This is a genomic window from Prescottella sp. D32 (genome assembly GCF_037287305.1).
GTDB lineage: Bacteria > Actinomycetota > Actinomycetes > Mycobacteriales > Mycobacteriaceae > Prescottella > Prescottella equi.
The window spans coordinates 644,453-660,134 of record NZ_JARBSW010000001.1 but is presented as its reverse complement, the minus strand read 5'-3'; the positions used below and the strand labels follow the sequence as shown (position 1 = coordinate 660,134).

Sequence of the window (15,682 nt, the reverse complement as noted above, 5' to 3'; positions counted from 1 at the left end):
GTGACGACGGATCAGGCGTCCTCGAGACGGATTCCCTTGGTCTCCCGCATGAACATGCAGGCGATTCCGGTGAAGGCGCACAGCACCATGATGTAGATGCTGAACGCCCATCCGATGCCCTGCCCCACCAGGAGCTGGTTGAGGTAGGGCGAGGATCCGCCGAACACCGCGACCGAGATGGAGTACGCGAAGCCGATGGCCTGGGTCCGCAGCTTCGTGGGGAAGCTCTCGGACAGGGTCGCCGAGAGGACCGACGCCGGGATCGACACCACGAGCAGCGCCGTGGTTGTCGCGACGAGCAGCGTCCAACCCGAGGAGGTGATCATCGCCGTGAGCGGAAACTGCAGGACGAACATCAGTCCGGCGAACGCGAAGAGCATCGGTCGCCGGCCGATCCGGTCCGAGAGCAGCCCCCAGAACGGCAGCGAGACGAGCGCGATCAACTGGGCGACGACGAGCATCCAGTACGCCGTGTCCGGGTTCATGTCCTTCTGCGTGATCGCGTAGGTCGAGATGTACGACGTCCAGGTGTAGTGCGCTGCAGTGATTCCCGACGTCATACCGATCATCAGCAGCACCGCCCGCACGACCGTGGCACGAGGAATCCTCGGTCCCTCGTCGGCGGCCTGGGCGTCGAAGACCTCGCTCTCCTCCATGCTGCGGCGCAGGTACAGCGCGACGAGCGCGAGCAGCGCACCGATCAGGAACGGGATCCGCCAACCCCATTCGGCCACCGCATCGTTCGACAGCACCGACGTCACCCCGCCGCCGACCGAGTACGCGAGCGCGGAACCACCGAAGATGGCGATGAAGGCGACGCTTCCCCACATGCCACGGCGATGCGGCGGCGCGATCTCGCTCACGTACGAATAGGCCGTCGCAGACTCGCCGCCGTGCGCGAAACCCTGCGTGATGCGTGCGGCCAACAGGATCACGGACGCCCAGATACCGACGGAGTCGTAGGTCGGCATGATGCCGATGACGAGGCTGCCGCCGGCCATCATCAGCATCGTGGTGACGAGCACGAACTTGCGTCCTCGGCGGTCCGCGATCCGCCCGAACACGATGCCGCCGAGCGGCCGCATCAGGAACCCGACCGCGAAGACCGCGAGCGTCGACAACAGCGCGGAGACCGGATTGGAGCTGTCGAACACCACCGCGGCGATGAACGGGGCGAAAACCGCGTAGGCGCTCCACTCGTACCACTCCAGCACGTTGCCGACCGCACTCGCGAGGAGCGACTTCTTCTTGGACCGGATGTCCGATCCGGACGTCGACCGGAGTCGATCCCTCTCGATGACCTCAGATGCCACGGATATCTCCAGCCTTTTCGATGGACACGATTGTCGGATAACGGGTTTCAGGACGCCGACTGCGTCCGCAGTTCGGTGCGCCGGATCTTTCCCGTGAGGGTCTTGGGGATGGCGTCGACGATGTGGACGCGCCGCGGCCTCTTGTAGGCCGCCAGGCGCTCCCCGACGAAGGCGACGAGTTCCGCTTCGTCCACCTCGACACCGGGATTGAGCGCGACGAAGGCGACCACGCGTTCACCCTGGTAGTCGTCGGGCTCGCCGGTCACGCCCGCCTCGTAGACGCCGGGGTGCTCGTGCAGCGCGCTCTCCACCTCGCGCGGCCACACCTTGTAACCGGAGACGTTGATCTGGTCCTTGAGTCGGTCCACGAGATGGATCCAGCCGGCGGCGTCCATGATCGCGACGTCACCGGTACGGAGCCGGCCGCCCGGGAAGGTCTTCGCCGTGTCTTCGGGCCGACCGAGGTACCCCGAGATGATCTGCGGCCCTGCCAGTTCCAACTCCCCCGGCGTCCCGGTCGGCACCTGGTCGCCACGTTCGTCCACGATGCGCGCCTCGACGAGGGGCAGCGGGATGCCGATCGCGAGCGATCCGCTCTCGGCGTCCACCGGGGCGCGGACCCCCGGGGGAACGGCGACGACCCCCGACGACGTCTCCGTCATCCCGAACGCGTTGTGGATGTAGTGACCGAATCGGTCCTCGAACTTGCGGACCGTGGCCGGCGGGATGGGCGCCCCGCCCGAATACAACGTCTTGATCGAGGCGAAGTGCTCGGCCGACGCGCCGGGCGCCCGGTACAGGGCGTTGAAGACGGTGATCGAGCCGATCGTGAACGTCACTCCGTGTTCGACGAAGGCGTCGAGGGTGACCTCGGGGTGGAACCGGTTGGCGAACACGAGCGCACACTCGCGTACGAGCGCCACCACCGCGTTGATCACGGCGCCGGTGATGTGGAAGAGCGGCGCCACTGCGAACACGACGTCGCCGTCGGCGAGCCCGACGAAATCGCCGTAGGTGCGCGCCACCGCGAGGACATTGGCGTGCGTGTTGCGACTGCCCTTCGGGGCACCCGTCGTGCCCGAGGTGTAGGCGACGATCGCGAGATCGTCGCCGCCGAGTTCGAGCCGTGGCGGCCGCTCGCCGCGGTGGCGCGCCACCACGTCGGACATGGCCTCGCCTACCGCACCCGGCCTCCGATCCGCCTCGTCGAACACGCGCGGGTCGTTGCGGGTCTGGTAGTCGAGGTCGCAGGTCGTGACGAACCAGTCGACCGACGTGCCCTGCAACGCCTCCGCCGTCTCGGCCGCGACGGTGTCGGCGCAGATGACACCCACGGCTCCGGCGTCGGCCACGAGGTGCCGCAGCTCCCGCCCCCGATACATCGGGTTGAGCAGCAGCGCCGCGGCCCCCACCTTCCACAGCGCCAGCATGGAGATCGCGTACTGCGGGATGTTCTGGAGATAGATCCCGACCCGGTCACCCCGACGCACCCCCCTGTCCCGCAGTCCCACCGCGAGGGCGTCCGACTCCTCGTCCATTTCCCGCGCAGTGAGCGTTCCGTCGAAGTACCGCACTGCGACGCCGTCCGGATCGGCGGCAACGCGCGCCGTCCACGCGTCGACGAGTGATTCCGACCGAAGTTGCGGTTGCGGATCCACGCCTTCCGGATAGAGACCAACCCACGGGTGGGGCATGAGACCAGCTCCCTTCCAGCAGCGAACCCGAGCCAGCACGTTCCACGGCTTCGCCCGGCCGAACTCTTCCGACAAACGACCGACCGATCGATCGGTCGGCGATGGTTAGCGAGTGTTACGGGTCACACATCTGCTGTCAAGTGGGAGCCGGGAGGAGAGCGTCGCCGGACCGCCGGATACCCGTCGAAATGCCACGTGCCGGACCCGATCGCGGGTCCGGCACGTGGCGGTGAAGCAGGCGACAGCGGTGCGTCAGATGGGTCTGAATCCCGCCCCGACGCCACCTGTCGCGTTGATGTTGTCGATGATCGCGGTCATGTTGGTGCCGAGTTCCGGGCCGAGGCACGCCACCCCGAGATACGCGTTCACCATCGCCACCAGAGTGGTCCCGACGACGACCGGGGATCCCGAATCACCCTCGATGACACACAACTGGGTCCACGTCTCCTGCGACTGCAGCACGTCGCCGTAGACGACTCCGCACGTGTGCCCGGTGGTACGGCCCTGTTTGCATGCGACGGCCGGGAACTGCGCCGGCTTGCCGATATCGGTGATCGTGACCTGACCGATAGTGTTCACCGGAGTCACCTTCGCGGGATCGAACTCGATCACCGCGTAGTCGTAATCGGAGTTCGACACGACGAACCTGCCCACCACACCCGCGTCCGGATCGGACTCGGGTACCACCGGCCAACCCGCCTCGCCGCAGTGGCCCGCCGTGATGCCGACCAGGCGGCCGGCGTTGTCGTGTCCGATCGTCGTGAGCGTGCACTGATACATCTCGTCGATCACGATTCCGGACCCGCCGCCCAGAACCGCTCTGGGTGGCGCCGCGGTCGCGGTGCCGACGCCGAGCATGCCGGCGATCACCGCCAACGCTGCGAAGATCAAGGAAAGTCGCTTGAGCATGTTGCCCTCCCGCTTGGCGCTACGAATGTGCCATCGGTCGATCACCGCCACATGCCTGCTGTCAGCCCTTGCTTGCACGCCCCGGACGCTTCCACGCTCGAGTCGGCGGGACACTCACCGGCAACTTTCCCACCCGAGCGTCAGTGCTCGGGCAGCCTTGATCCGATCGTCACCCAATCGCCGACTAGGAGGTCGACCCCAGCGCTTCGAGCGCACGGCGCGCGTCCTCGAGTTCCTTCGACAATGCGGCAATTCGCTGCTCTGCAGCCTCTCGTGCTGCGGAAATGACCGATTGGACCGCCTCGAGAGCAACGTCGTCACCGAGTTCACGCATCGCCCGATCGACCGCGTCGGGACTGACCGGCGTGGCCTTCCCCGGGCGCTTCGCGCCGTGCGTCACGGTCACCGTCCAGTCGTTCTCGGCGCCGGCATGGATCGTCACACTCACACCCGCCGGCGCCTTCTTCGCGCGACGCGGCGCGGGTGCCGGTGGCGCCTGGGGTGCCGTGCCGGTGACCGCGGCAGGTGTGGGGGCAGGCTTGGGCGCCGACGCGGGCTTCGGCGCGGGAGCGGCCGCGGGCTTGGGCGCGGGGGCCGCTGCCGGCTTGGGCGTGGGGGCCGCCGCGGGCTTCGGCGCGGGAGCCGCGGCCTTCGCTGGCCGGGTCGGCTTGACCGGCTCCGGAGCCTTGCGGGTCATGCGCAGTTCCTCCGCTTCGAACGGAAGCTCGTCGTTGACCCCCTTGGGGCTGATGACGACCGTGTTCCCTTCCACGGAAACGACTTTCGCCGAACATCCGGCCTCGATACCGAGGCTCGGGGTGGCCTCGCGCAGGTACACGGTGGCGCGCTTGCCCTCGGCGACGGCTGCTGCCAGCGTCTCGAGGTTCTCCGCGGTGAGATGTTCCGGCGTTGCCGAGCCTGCTCCGGAACGACTGCGGGGCGGCATGATGGGGTCCTCCTGGTACCGAACGACTGCTTGCACCGCTACCTTCCCACAGGCACCCGACAGTCGTTGCGGCCCGCTCTGTCGTGGTTCATTCTTGGGCGACCATCACGAAAGGGGCGTGCGTTGGAACTCTCCGAGCACCTCGATCCCACTGTGCTCGGCCTCATCCAGTCGGAAGTGGAGCAGACCCTCCTGGGCGGCCCCCGCCGGTACACCCGCGAACAGGTCGCCGAAATCGCCGGGGTGCCCCTCGAACGCGCGCAACGCCTCTGGGTGTCGATGGGTTTCGCCATCGATGCCGACCCCGACGCGGCGATGTTCACCGATGCCGACGCTGCAGCACTACGGGGTCTGGTCGGTTTCGTCGACAGCGGCGCCCTGGCCCAGGACGCCGCAGTCGCCGCCACCCGGGCGCTCGGTCAGTCGATGTCGCGACTGGCGGAGTGGCAGGTCGCCGTACTCAACTCGCATCTGGCCGAGGAGCTCGCCGCCACCCACCTCGATGCCGGCACACTCGGCGAGCGTGCCCTGCGCGACGCCGTCGGAGCGCTCACCTCGGGGTTGCTGCCCACGGTCGAGGCACTGCAGTCGTACGTATGGCGCCGGCACCTCGCGGCCGCGACAGCGCGCAGGGCGGGCAGCGTCGGCGAGGACACCACGCACCGCACCCTCGTCGTCGGGTTCGCTGACATGGTCGGCTACACCAGCCTGACGCGCAGGATCCGGGTCGACGAGCTCGGTGCGCTGCTCGAGGACTTCGAGTCGCAGACCACGTCGGTCATCACGCAGGGCGGCGGTTGGGTGATCAAGAACGTCGGTGACGAAGTGATGTTCGCGGCGGAACACGCGTCCGACGCGGCCCGGATCGCGCTCGGCCTCCAGGAAGCGGCGCGCACGCACCCGGAGCAGCCGGATCTGCGGGTGGGTCTGGCGCTCGGTCCGGTCCTCGTCCGCTTCGGCGATCTGTTCGGCGAGGCCGTGAACATCGCCGCGCGGCTGACCAGCGCCGCCCGTCCCGGAACGGTGTTGGTCGACGCCGAACTGTCGGCGGCACTGGTGGACGACGACGGGGTCCAGTTGCGCTCGCTACGTCCCCTCCGCGTCCGCGGCTACTCCCGGCTGCGCGCCTTCGCCCTGCGGCCCGTCCGCGACCAGCGCTGAGTCTCGGGCCCGGCCGGCCTGCCGCGCCGCGAGGAAATCGTCGACGATCCGCACGCACGCATCGGGGCCGAGCGGCGCCAACGTCGCCAACCGGGTGAAGACGAGCGGCCCGACCAACTGTGCGAGGGCGAGGTCGTAGTCGAAGTCACCCAGCGCAGCCCTGGCCTCGTCGGTGCCGAGCACGCGGTCGAACGCCGCCCGATACTGCACGACGACGTGTTCGCGCAGCGACCGGAGCTCGGGCCGGCTCTTCCCCGGCCGGTCGCCCGCCTCGAGGTCCGACGCACTCGAATAGTCGTCGAGCGCGGGGCCCATCCCGAGCCAGCACAGCGCGGTGATGTGCATGGGAGCGTCCTCGATCATCCGTGCCTGCGCCGTGAGCAGTTCGACGAGTTGTTCACGCAGGCCACCGGAGACAGCGGTCTCCGGGGCCGGCGCCACGAGCTTCCCGAACGCCGCGGCCACCAGTTCGGTGCCACTGTCGAAATGCCGGTACAGCGTCGCGCGCGCCACCTTCGCGAGTTTGGTGACCGCGTCGATCGTCACCGCCTCGGTGCCGCCCTTGACGAGCAGTGTCGTAGCCGCGTCGAGCAACCGCGCCCGCGAGCGCGCCTTCCTGGGGTCCTGTTCGCTCGCCGACCCGTCGCTGTCGTCCGTACCCATCCGTCACCACCTTTTGTGGAACCACCAGTTCACCTACGATACTGACAGTCTTGTTTCCTAGGGGAGGCCCGCATGGCTGGAAAGTACACGGGAACGAACGACCGGATGACCTGGGGACAGATCTGGACTCTCACCGTGTCGTGTGCGGCGGTCGCCCTCGTCGTGGCCGCGATGGCGGCACTCAACACCGCACTCGCCGACCTCGCCCGGGACACCGGGGCCACCCAGGCGCAACTCACCTGGATCGTCGACGGCTACACACTCGCGCTCGCGTGCCTGCTGCTGCCGTCGGGCGCGCTCGGTGACCGCTACGGCCGCCGCGGCCTGCTCGTGATCGGACTGCTGCTGTTCGGGCTGGCGTCGGCGTCGCCGATCCTGCTGGACAGCCCCACCCAGATCATCGGCGCCCGCGCGGTCGCGGGCCTCGGCGCAGCGTTCGTCATGCCGGCGACGCTGTCGATTCTCACCGCCAGTTTCCCTGCGGCGCAACGATCCAAGGCCGTCGGCATCTGGTCGGGCGTCGCAGGATCGGGGGGCATCGCCGGACTCATCGGATCGGGCCTGCTGCTCGAGAAGTGGTCCTGGCACGCGATCTTCATCGGACTCGCGGGGGTGTCCGCCGTGCTGTTCGCTCTCGCGTTCACCATCCCGTCCTCGCGGGACGAGCACCCGTCGACGTTCGACATCCGCGGCGCGGTGCTGAGCGCCGGGGCGATCGGGCTCTTCGTGCTCGGCATCATCGAGGCGCCGGGGCGGGGCTGGCTCGACCCCTGGGTGCTCGCCGCGATCGCCGGCGGCCTGGCCGCCGGAGCGCTCTTCGCAGTCCTCGAGGCCCGCACCGAACACCCCCTGCTCGACGTGCGCCTGTTCGGCAACCGCACGTTCGGCGTCGGCGCGGTGTCGCTCCTGATGCAGTTCCTTGCGACCTTCGGTCTGTTCTTCCTCATCGTCCAGCACCTGCAGCTCGTGCTCGGCTACTCGCCGCTGCAGTCGGCGCTCGCGCTCGCACCGATCGCGGTGGTCGTCATCGGGCTGTCGGTGGCGGCGCCGTGGCTGATCCCGCGCATCGGCCTGCGGATCCTCACGTTCCTCGGGCTCGCCGTACTCGGCGTGGCGCTCGCACTGATCGGTCAGCTCGACGCCGGCAGCACGTACCGCGAGGTCGCCGTGCCGTTGCTGATCGCCGCTGTCGGCCTGGGCCTGTGCACCGCCCCGGCGACCACCGCGATCGTGCAGAACACGCCGGTGGCCAAGCAGGGTGTGGCGTCCGCCGTGAACGACGCCACCCGAGAGATCGGTGCCGCGATCGGCGTGGCCCTCGCCGGCAGCGTGCTCGCAGCCGGGTACGGACGCAACATCGCGCCCGCCGTCGATGCGGTACCCGAGCAGGCCAAGCAGCCGGTCGGCGACTCCCTCGCCGCCGCCCTCGAGGTGTCGAAACTGGCCGGCCCCCAGGGAGAGCAGCTTGCCGATTTCGCGAAGGAGTCGTTCCTCCACGGCATGCAGGAAGCCTCCCTGGCGCTGGCCGGCGTCATGTTCGTCAGCGCCGTCGCTCTCGGGTTGTGGGCCCCGGGCGGACGCGGCATCGCATCGATCGACGAGGCACCCGCGCACGAGGCTCTGGCCGACGTCGACTGACCAGGTCAGGCCTGGCGGGCCGCGCGGGGGACCGGCACGGGGATGGCGTCCAGGAGTTTCCGGGTGTAGTCCTGCGCCGGTGAGGCGTAGATCTGCTCGACGGTGCCGGTCTCGACGACCTCACCGGACTTCATGACCATGACCCGGTCCGCGATGACCTCGATCAGCGCGAGGTCGTGACAGACGAACAGGTACGCCAGCCCGAGCTCCTCCTGTAGGTCCCGGAGCAGGTTCAGCACCTGCGCCCGCACCGAGACATCCAGTGCGGCAACAGGTTCGTCGCACACGATCATCTCGGGCTCGAGGGTAAGCGCCCGGGCGATCGCGACGCGCTGGAGTTGGCCGCCGGAGAGTTCGGCCGGGTACCGGCCGAGGTAACGGGACCCGATGCCGACCTTGTCGAGCAACTCCCGGGCCCGCTGCGCACGAGCGGCCCGGTCGAGATCGGTGTGCACGATCAGCGGTTCGATCACCGCGTCCGCGACCGTCATCCGCGGATCGAGCGAGGAGTGCGGATCCTGGAAGATCATCTGCATGCCGCGCCGCATCTGGCGGAGTCGGGCGGGCTTGGCGGCGCGAACGTCCTCACCGTCGAACACGACGCTGCCCGAATCGGCTTCGATGAGCCGTAACACCATCCGTCCGACCGTCGACTTCCCAGCCCCGGACTCACCGACCACGGCCAGGCATTCCCCGGCGTCGAGGGTGAACGAGACGTCCTTGACCGCGTGCGTCCATCCGGTCCGGCGGCCCAGGAAGTCACGGCGGGTGGAGAACGACTTGGTCAGGTTCGCAACCTCGAGCAGACTCATGACGCGCTCACTCCTTCCAACTGCAGATCCGCCACGCGCAGGCAGCGCGCCGCCCGTCCGGGGGCTGTCTCGGCCAGCGTGGGATGCGTTGTGTCACAAAGGCCCGACCGGGCGTGGGTGCAACGGTCGTGGAAGTGACAGCCCGCCGGCCACTCCCCCGCCGCCGGGATCCGGCCCGGGATCGCCGTCAACCGCCGATCGTTACTGATGCCGGGACGTGGGATCGATGCCAGCAGCCCGGAGGTGTACGGGTGCTGGGGCGTGAAGAACACCTCGTCGGCGCGGCCGTCCTCGATCACCTCCCCCGCGTACATCACCACGACGCGTTCGCACAGTTCCGCGACGACGCCGAGGTCGTGCGTGACGAACAGCAGCGAGATACCGGTCTGCTCCTGCAGGTCCCGCAAAAGATCCAGGATCGTCTCCTGCACCGTCACATCCAGCGCGGTGGTGGGCTCGTCGGCGATCAGCAGACGCGGGTTGCAGGCCATGACCATCGCGATCATCACCCGCTGGCACATGCCGCCCGAGAAGGCGTGCGGGTACTCGCGCACCCGGTCCGCCGCCCGCGGGATCTGCACCAGCTCGAGCATCTCGACCGCACGCGCCATCGCCGCCTTGCGGTCCAGGCCGAGGTGCTTGCGCACCGACTCGGCGATCTGATCGCCGACGGTGTAGGCAGGATTCAGCGAGCGGATGGGCTGCTGGAAGATCATGCCCATTCCCGTGCCGCGCAGCCCCTGCCACTGTTTGTGCGGCCGCTTCGTCAGATCGAGGCCGTCGAATTCGACACTGCCGCGGGCGATCCGACCCCCGGTATCGCCGGTCAACCCCATCACCGCGAGTGACGAGACGGTCTTGCCGGAACCGGATTCCCCGACCAGTGCCACCGACTCACCGGCGGCGACGTCGAACGAGACCCCGTCGACCGCGGTCACCCACTGCTTGCGGCCGGCCGGGAACTGGACCGTCAGATCCCGCACCCGCAACAGCGGCGTGGCAGGGTCGACCGGGGCCCGGTCCGGGCGCACCAGCGTGTCAGTTGTTGCCATTGCGACTCCTCGTCAACGCCCGGCGCACACCGTCGCCGAGATACGTGAACGCCAGCACCGTCAGGAAGATCATCACGCCGGGCGGCCATACCAGATAGGGGGCCAACTGCATGTTCGACGCCGCCGTGGACAGCATCGAGCCCCAACTGGCCGCCGGCGCCTTGGCGCCGAGCCCGAGGAAGCTCAGACTCGCCTCCGCCGCCACCGCGGTGCCGAGCGAGACCGAGATGACCAGAACGATCGGCGGCATCACGTTGGGCAGGATGTGCCGCACGATCGTCCGGGACGTCTTACACCCCAACGCCACCGACGCCTCGATATAGGTGTCCCCGCGGACGTCCATCGTCGAGGCCCGCGCCACCCGGTAGAACCGCGGCGCCATCACCAGACCGACGGCGAGCATCGCGTTGGTGATACCCGACCCCAGCACCGCGACGATCGTGATCGCGAGCACCAGCGAAGGGGCGCTCATCAACGCGTCCATGATCCGGGTCAGCACCGTGTCCACCCAGCCACCGCGGTACCCGGCGATCACGCCCAACGGCAGCCCGAGTACCAACGCCAGCGCCACCGCCTGCAGGGACGCCTGCAACGAGATCCGGGCACCGTAGATCAACCGGCTGAGCACGTCCCGGCCGTAGTCGTCGGTCCCCAGCCAGTGCGCCGACGAGGGAGGCTGCAGCCGGTTCACCACGTCCTGCGCGTACGGGTCGTACGGCGCGATCAGCGGCGCGAAGACGGCCATCAGCACCAACAGCAGCACGAACGCACCGGCGATCGCGGTCACCGGCCGACGCCGTACGAACCCCAGGAAGCGGGAACCGAAACCGTTGCGGGACTCGACATCACCCGACATCGAGGAAGCAGTCGTCGTCGTCATGCGCGCACCTTCGGGTTGAAGTAGCCGTACGAGATGTCCACCAACAGGTTCACCAGCACCACCACGCACGTGGTGAACAACACGAACCCGAGCAGCACCGGAACGTCATGGTTCTGCACACTGTTGACCGCCAGCGAACCCATCCCCGGCATGCTGTAGATGATCTCGATCGTCACCGCACCGCCGAGCACCTCCGCCACACGGAAACCGAGGACCGTCACCACCGGGATGCACGCGTTCTTCAGTCCGTGCTTGAGGACGACACTCGCGGTGCCCAGTCCCCGGGCCTTCGCGTTGAGGATGTAGTCGCTGCCCATCACCTGTCCCAGGGCCGATCGCAACTGCAACGTCACCTCCGCCGCCGGCAGCAACGCCAACGCCACACCGGGCAGCACCAGGTGCTGGAACCAAGGCACCACACCGTCCGAGAGCGGCACGTACCCGAACGCCGGGAAGATCTGGTTCGACACCGCGAACAACGACACCAGCACCAGACCGAACCAGAACGCCGGGATGGCGATCGCGATCGACGCGATCACGTTGATCGCGCGGTCCACGACGCCACCCGGGCGCAGCGACCCGAGTACGCCCAACACCAGGCCGATCACCACGGCCAGCACCATCGCGAACCCGACCAGCGACAGCGTCGTCGCCATCCGCCGGAGCAACAGGTCCGCCACCGACTGGTTCGACAGCAGCGACACCCCGAGATCGCCCCGCAGCACCGACCCCACCCAGTCCAGATACCGCACGAACACGTTCTGGTCCAGATTCAGCGTCGTCCGCAACTCCGCCAACCGTTCCGGCGTCGCATCCTCACCCGCGAGGATGACCGCCGGATCACCCGGCGCCAGATCGATCAGCACGAAGATCAGGAACGGCACGACCAACAGCAGCGGAATCGCCGCCAACAAACGCCTACCGGCATAACGCAACATGGCTGCCCCTCAACAGGTGTCGATGACCGAAGGTGACGGCTACTTCGCGATCCCCACGTGGCGAATGTCGAACAGCCCGTTGTTCACCCAGGCGATTCCGTCGATGTCCGTGACCTTGTCGGTTGCGACGGTCGCATTGGTGAGGTTGCAGATCGGTACGAACATCGCCTCCTCGAGGGTCTGCTCCGCGATGTCCTGGTACATGGGTGCGCGCTCGTCCTGCGACAGAGTCGGGTTCGCGGCCTTCGTGGCGAGTTCCTTGATCTGCGGGTTGCCGTTCGACAGATCGTAGGGTCCCGTGATGTACGTGCTGACGGTCTCGGCCGGATCGACGCGCGGCGTGAAGCTGTTGGCGACCATGGACTGGAAGTCACCGGCCACGTATCGCGGTTCGTTCTGGCTGTTGGGCACCGGGTTGAGTTCGGCATCCAACCCCGCCGCCGCGAGCATGGACTGGATGACGTTGGCGGGCTTCTCCGTATTCGTGCCCGCGCCGAAGGTCAGCGTGATCTTCGGGGCTCCACCGACGCCCTGGACGAGGCTCTTGGCCTTGTCCAAATCGAAGGCGTACGGGTACTGGTAGGAGTCGTCCGCCGCCCAGCTGCCGGCCGGGAACAACTGCTGCCGAGGCGTGCACGTGTCGGAGAACAGGGCGCTGACGGCGGCCGGATCGATCGAGTAGGCCACGGCCTGACGCACTTCCGGCTTGGCCAGATCACCCTGCGCCCGCATGTACACACCGAGGACGTTGCGGAACGAGACCTCGTCGACCGCGAGGGTGCCGCTCTTCGCGAGCGACTGTGCCTCGACGACCTCGTTGGCGGAGCTGACCCAGCTGATGTCGACGGCGCCGGTCTTGAGGCCGTTCAACCGGGTGCTGGCATCGGGCATCGCCTTGATCTCGATCTTGGCCACCTTGCCGGCGTCCGGATCCCAGTTGGTGCCCTCGGCGCGTACGAGCGTGAGCGACTCCTCAGGCACATAGGAAGCGACCTCGTACGCTCCCGATCCGCTCTTCCCGGGATCGTTGCGGATGTCCGTGCCGGCCTCGATGAATTTCGGGCTGATCATCATTCCCGCGTTGTTACTGAAGACGCCCGGCAGCTCGACACCCGCGCCCGGCGCCAGCCGCAGCCGTACCGTGTGCTCGTCGACGATGTCGGTGCCCGTGATGCTCTTCAGCGCAGCCACCACCGTGCTGCCTTCCATCGTCTGGCCGCGCTCGATGTTGGCGACCACCGCGGCTGCATCGAACGGGGCACCGTCGTGGAACGTCACACCCTTGCGCAGCTTCAGTTCCAGGTACGAGCCGTCGGGGGCGAACTCCCACGACTCCGCAAGCCCGGGTTCGAGATTGCCGTCGGCGTCGACCACGGTCAGCCGGTCGAAGATGGGTGAGAGGTAGCCGTAGCCACCGACGCTGGTCTGCAGGTACGGGTCGAGATTTCGGGACGGTGCAGCCGTCGCGACCCGCAGGGTCGCGGACGTGTCGAGTTCGCCGGAGTTACCCGACGATGTCGGCGAGGACGACGCCCCGCCACCACAGCCGGCCAAGGCCACCGCGGCAACGGCTACCGCCGCCAGGTTCCGCGACCCACGAATCCAGTTGTCCCTCATTGTGTGTCCTCTCGAAGATCCGCGACCGGATCACCGATCACGTTGACGCGCATGTGCCGTATCGAGTTGCAGCAGGCGATCCACCTACCCGACTGTCGTGCAGTTCGGACGGTCCGCGCCGAGTCGAGGCGTCGTCTCGACGCTCTCGAAAACCAAGCAGCATCGTGTGTTTCCGATCTCACGCTGCTGTGATGACAATAACAGCACGCAACGCTCGTTGTGCAAGCGGAAACCGCAATATGGACACTCATCCGCGCAACCAGCGTCCCGCGCCCGAGATCCCGGCCCGGACAGCGCTGAGCCGGTACGCACCCACACGGTGTGTACCGGCCAGTTTCTGTTGGTCACAGCACTTTTCGAGAAGACAGCTACTACAGAGTAGCCAGAACCTCCACCCGCTTGACCTTGCCGGTCGCGTTGCGCGGCAGTTCCTCGCCCCGGAGGATCCACCGACTCGGAACCTTGTACCGAGCGATCCGCTCGGTCATGTACCCGGCCAACTCCTCTTCCGTCACCGGCGCATCGGAGTCGACGACGACGACCGCACAGACCTCCTCGCCGTAGTCGGCGTGCTCGGTCCCGACAACGATGCACTCGCGCACCGAGGGATGCTCCACGAGCACGTCCTCGACCTCGGCGGGATACACGTTCTCACCGCCGCGGAGAATCAGATCCGAACGGCGGCTGCTGATCCGGAGATACCCGTCCTCCATCGTCCCCAGATCACCGGTAGCCATCCAGCCGGTCTCGTCGATGGTCGCCGCGGTCGCCTCCGGGTTGTTCCAGTAGCCGAGCATCACCAGCGGACCCCGCAGGTAGATCTCGCCCTCCACGCCGTCCGGCACCGGCCGGCCGACCTCGTCCCGCACCTCGACCCGCATCGTCGGCACGGCCGTACCCACGGTGTCCGGCCGTTCCGCCAGGTCCGCGGCCGTCGCCAACGTGGCCGCCGACGACGACTCCGTCAACCCGTACGTGGTACCCAGCGACCGCCCCGCGGCCGGCAACACCTGCCGCAGTCGCTCCTTGAGCGCCGCGGACGACGGCGCCGAGCTCACCGAAATCGTCTGCAGTGACGACAGATCGTATGCCGACAGGTCGTGTTCGACCAGGCGGCTCACCATCGTCGGGACGGCACCCCAGTTCGTCAAGCGCTCACGTTCGATCAACCGCAGCACCCGATCGATGTCGAACCGGCCCGTGGTGATCACCGCGGTGTCTCCGAACGCCAGCCGCGGAACCGCCAGGTTGTGCAGCGCCGCGATATGGAACAGCGGCGTCGCCAGCAGGAACCTGCGCGCGCCGGGCGGCCGCCCCAACTCCGCCGCCAAGGCGTCGTTGAACCGGTGGAAGTCGACCGCGGCCACCATGTTCCGCTGCGAATGCGTCGCACCCTTCGGCCGACCCGTCGTCCCGCTGGTGAACAGGATCACCGCGGGATCGTCCTCGCCTACGTCCGGCACCGGAAGTTCCGCGCCCGGCTGCGCGGTCGACAGCGCGGGGATGTCGACCTCGGTCGAGAGCGCGGGGACGTCCACCGCACCCAGCAGCTCCCGCCGCGGCCCGTCGGCCACGATCAGCTTCGGTTCGGAAAGTTCGACACCGTAGACGATCTCCCGCGCCGACCACAACGAATTCATGCCGACCGTGATCGCGCCGAGCGCCGTGGCCGCCCAGAACGTCATGATCCACTCGGCGTTGTTCGCCGAGAGGATGGCAACCCGATCGCCCTCGCCTATCCCGTACCGCGTCCGGAACTCCTGGGCGAGCGAGGCCACCCGAGCCAGATGCTCGGCGAAGGTGAGGCGCAGGTCGTCGCACACCAGATACTCGGCATCGCCGTAGCGAGCCGACTCGATGAGCAGCTGATGCAGCGATCGGTGCCGGTTGCGGAAGACCGGCATCGCCGCGCCGCGCACCGGCTCCGGGGCGATCTCGAAGGCCGCACCCGGCGCCGTCAGCCGCGCGACGGCCGCCGCACGCGCATCGGGTACTGGACGAATCTCGGACATCACTGCACCTTTCCGGGGAAGGATCGTTCGGGGCCGGCCGGCGTGGG

General features: G+C 68.0%; 13 protein-coding genes. 2 read left to right on the top strand and 11 right to left on the bottom strand.

What is annotated here, in order from left to right:
- Nucleotides 1-11: 11 nt before the first annotated feature.
- The 4 genes from PSS76_RS03090 to PSS76_RS03075 form a co-directional block, all read right to left on the bottom strand.
- Nucleotides 12-1,313 carry an MFS transporter gene (locus PSS76_RS03090; protein ID WP_005517257.1) on the bottom strand — a complete coding sequence of 434 codons (1,302 nt, stop codon included), beginning with the start codon at nucleotides 1,311-1,313 and terminating at the stop codon, nucleotides 12-14.
- Between the two features lie 47 nt (nucleotides 1,314-1,360).
- The gene (locus PSS76_RS03085) at nucleotides 1,361-3,007 is read right to left on the bottom strand and encodes a class I adenylate-forming enzyme family protein (protein WP_005517256.1); all 1,647 of its coding nucleotides are present in this window, start codon (nucleotides 3,005-3,007) and stop codon (nucleotides 1,361-1,363) included.
- Nucleotides 3,008-3,259: 252 nt separating this feature from the next.
- Nucleotides 3,260-3,916 carry a S1 family peptidase gene (locus tag PSS76_RS03080; RefSeq protein ID WP_041674861.1) on the bottom strand — a complete coding sequence of 219 codons (657 nt, stop codon included), beginning with the start codon at nucleotides 3,914-3,916 and terminating at the stop codon, nucleotides 3,260-3,262.
- Between the two features lie 184 nt (nucleotides 3,917-4,100).
- Entirely contained in the window at nucleotides 4,101-4,862 is a 762-nt protein-coding gene (locus tag PSS76_RS03075; protein WP_084845945.1) for a DUF6319 family protein, read from the bottom strand.
- Between the two features lie 123 nt (nucleotides 4,863-4,985).
- Between PSS76_RS03075 and PSS76_RS03070 the strand changes: the two genes are divergently transcribed.
- Entirely contained in the window at nucleotides 4,986-6,023 is a 1,038-nt protein-coding gene (locus PSS76_RS03070) for an adenylate/guanylate cyclase domain-containing protein (RefSeq protein WP_064076264.1), read from the top strand.
- Here the strand turns inward: PSS76_RS03070 and PSS76_RS03065 are convergent.
- Nucleotides 5,949-6,686, bottom strand: a complete 738-nt coding sequence (locus PSS76_RS03065) for a TetR/AcrR family transcriptional regulator (RefSeq protein ID WP_064058672.1) — start codon at nucleotides 6,684-6,686, stop codon at nucleotides 5,949-5,951. The two genes, PSS76_RS03070 and PSS76_RS03065, sit on opposite strands and share 75 nt — an antisense overlap.
- Before the next feature lie 72 nt (nucleotides 6,687-6,758).
- On the opposite strand from PSS76_RS03065, the gene PSS76_RS03060 reads away from it, so the two are divergent.
- Nucleotides 6,759-8,324 (top strand): MFS transporter, encoded by a 1,566-nt coding sequence (locus tag PSS76_RS03060; RefSeq protein WP_064078689.1) that lies wholly within the window; start codon nucleotides 6,759-6,761, stop codon nucleotides 8,322-8,324.
- 5 nt (nucleotides 8,325-8,329) lie between these two features.
- Here PSS76_RS03060 and PSS76_RS03055 read toward each other — a convergent pair whose 3' ends face one another.
- The 6 genes from PSS76_RS03055 to casG all read right to left on the bottom strand — a co-directional run bounded on the left by PSS76_RS03055 (nucleotide 8,330) and on the right by casG (nucleotide 15,635).
- Nucleotides 8,330-9,136, bottom strand: coding sequence for an ATP-binding cassette domain-containing protein (locus PSS76_RS03055; RefSeq protein WP_084845946.1), 807 nt, complete (start codon nucleotides 9,134-9,136; stop codon nucleotides 8,330-8,332).
- On the bottom strand, nucleotides 9,133-10,188 hold the full coding sequence (locus tag PSS76_RS03050) for an ABC transporter ATP-binding protein (RefSeq protein ID WP_064059318.1): 1,056 nt from the start codon (nucleotides 10,186-10,188) through the stop codon (nucleotides 9,133-9,135). The genes PSS76_RS03055 and PSS76_RS03050 overlap by 4 nt, the downstream gene beginning before the upstream one ends.
- Nucleotides 10,175-11,068, bottom strand: coding sequence for an ABC transporter permease (locus tag PSS76_RS03045; RefSeq protein WP_005517247.1), 894 nt, complete (start codon nucleotides 11,066-11,068; stop codon nucleotides 10,175-10,177). Before PSS76_RS03045 ends, PSS76_RS03050 begins: the two co-directional genes overlap by 14 nt.
- Complete coding sequence (locus PSS76_RS03040; RefSeq protein ID WP_044991438.1) at nucleotides 11,065-12,006, bottom strand: ABC transporter permease; 942 nt, start codon at nucleotides 12,004-12,006, stop codon at nucleotides 11,065-11,067. Before PSS76_RS03040 ends, PSS76_RS03045 begins: the two co-directional genes overlap by 4 nt.
- Nucleotides 12,007-12,045: 39 nt before the next feature.
- Nucleotides 12,046-13,623, bottom strand: coding sequence for an ABC transporter substrate-binding protein (locus tag PSS76_RS03035; RefSeq protein WP_064078692.1), 1,578 nt, complete (start codon nucleotides 13,621-13,623; stop codon nucleotides 12,046-12,048).
- 371 nt (nucleotides 13,624-13,994) lie between these two features.
- Nucleotides 13,995-15,635, bottom strand: coding sequence for a steroid-24-oyl-CoA synthetase (gene casG, locus PSS76_RS03030; RefSeq protein WP_064078693.1), 1,641 nt, complete (start codon nucleotides 15,633-15,635; stop codon nucleotides 13,995-13,997).
- Nucleotides 15,636-15,682 lie beyond the last annotated feature (47 nt).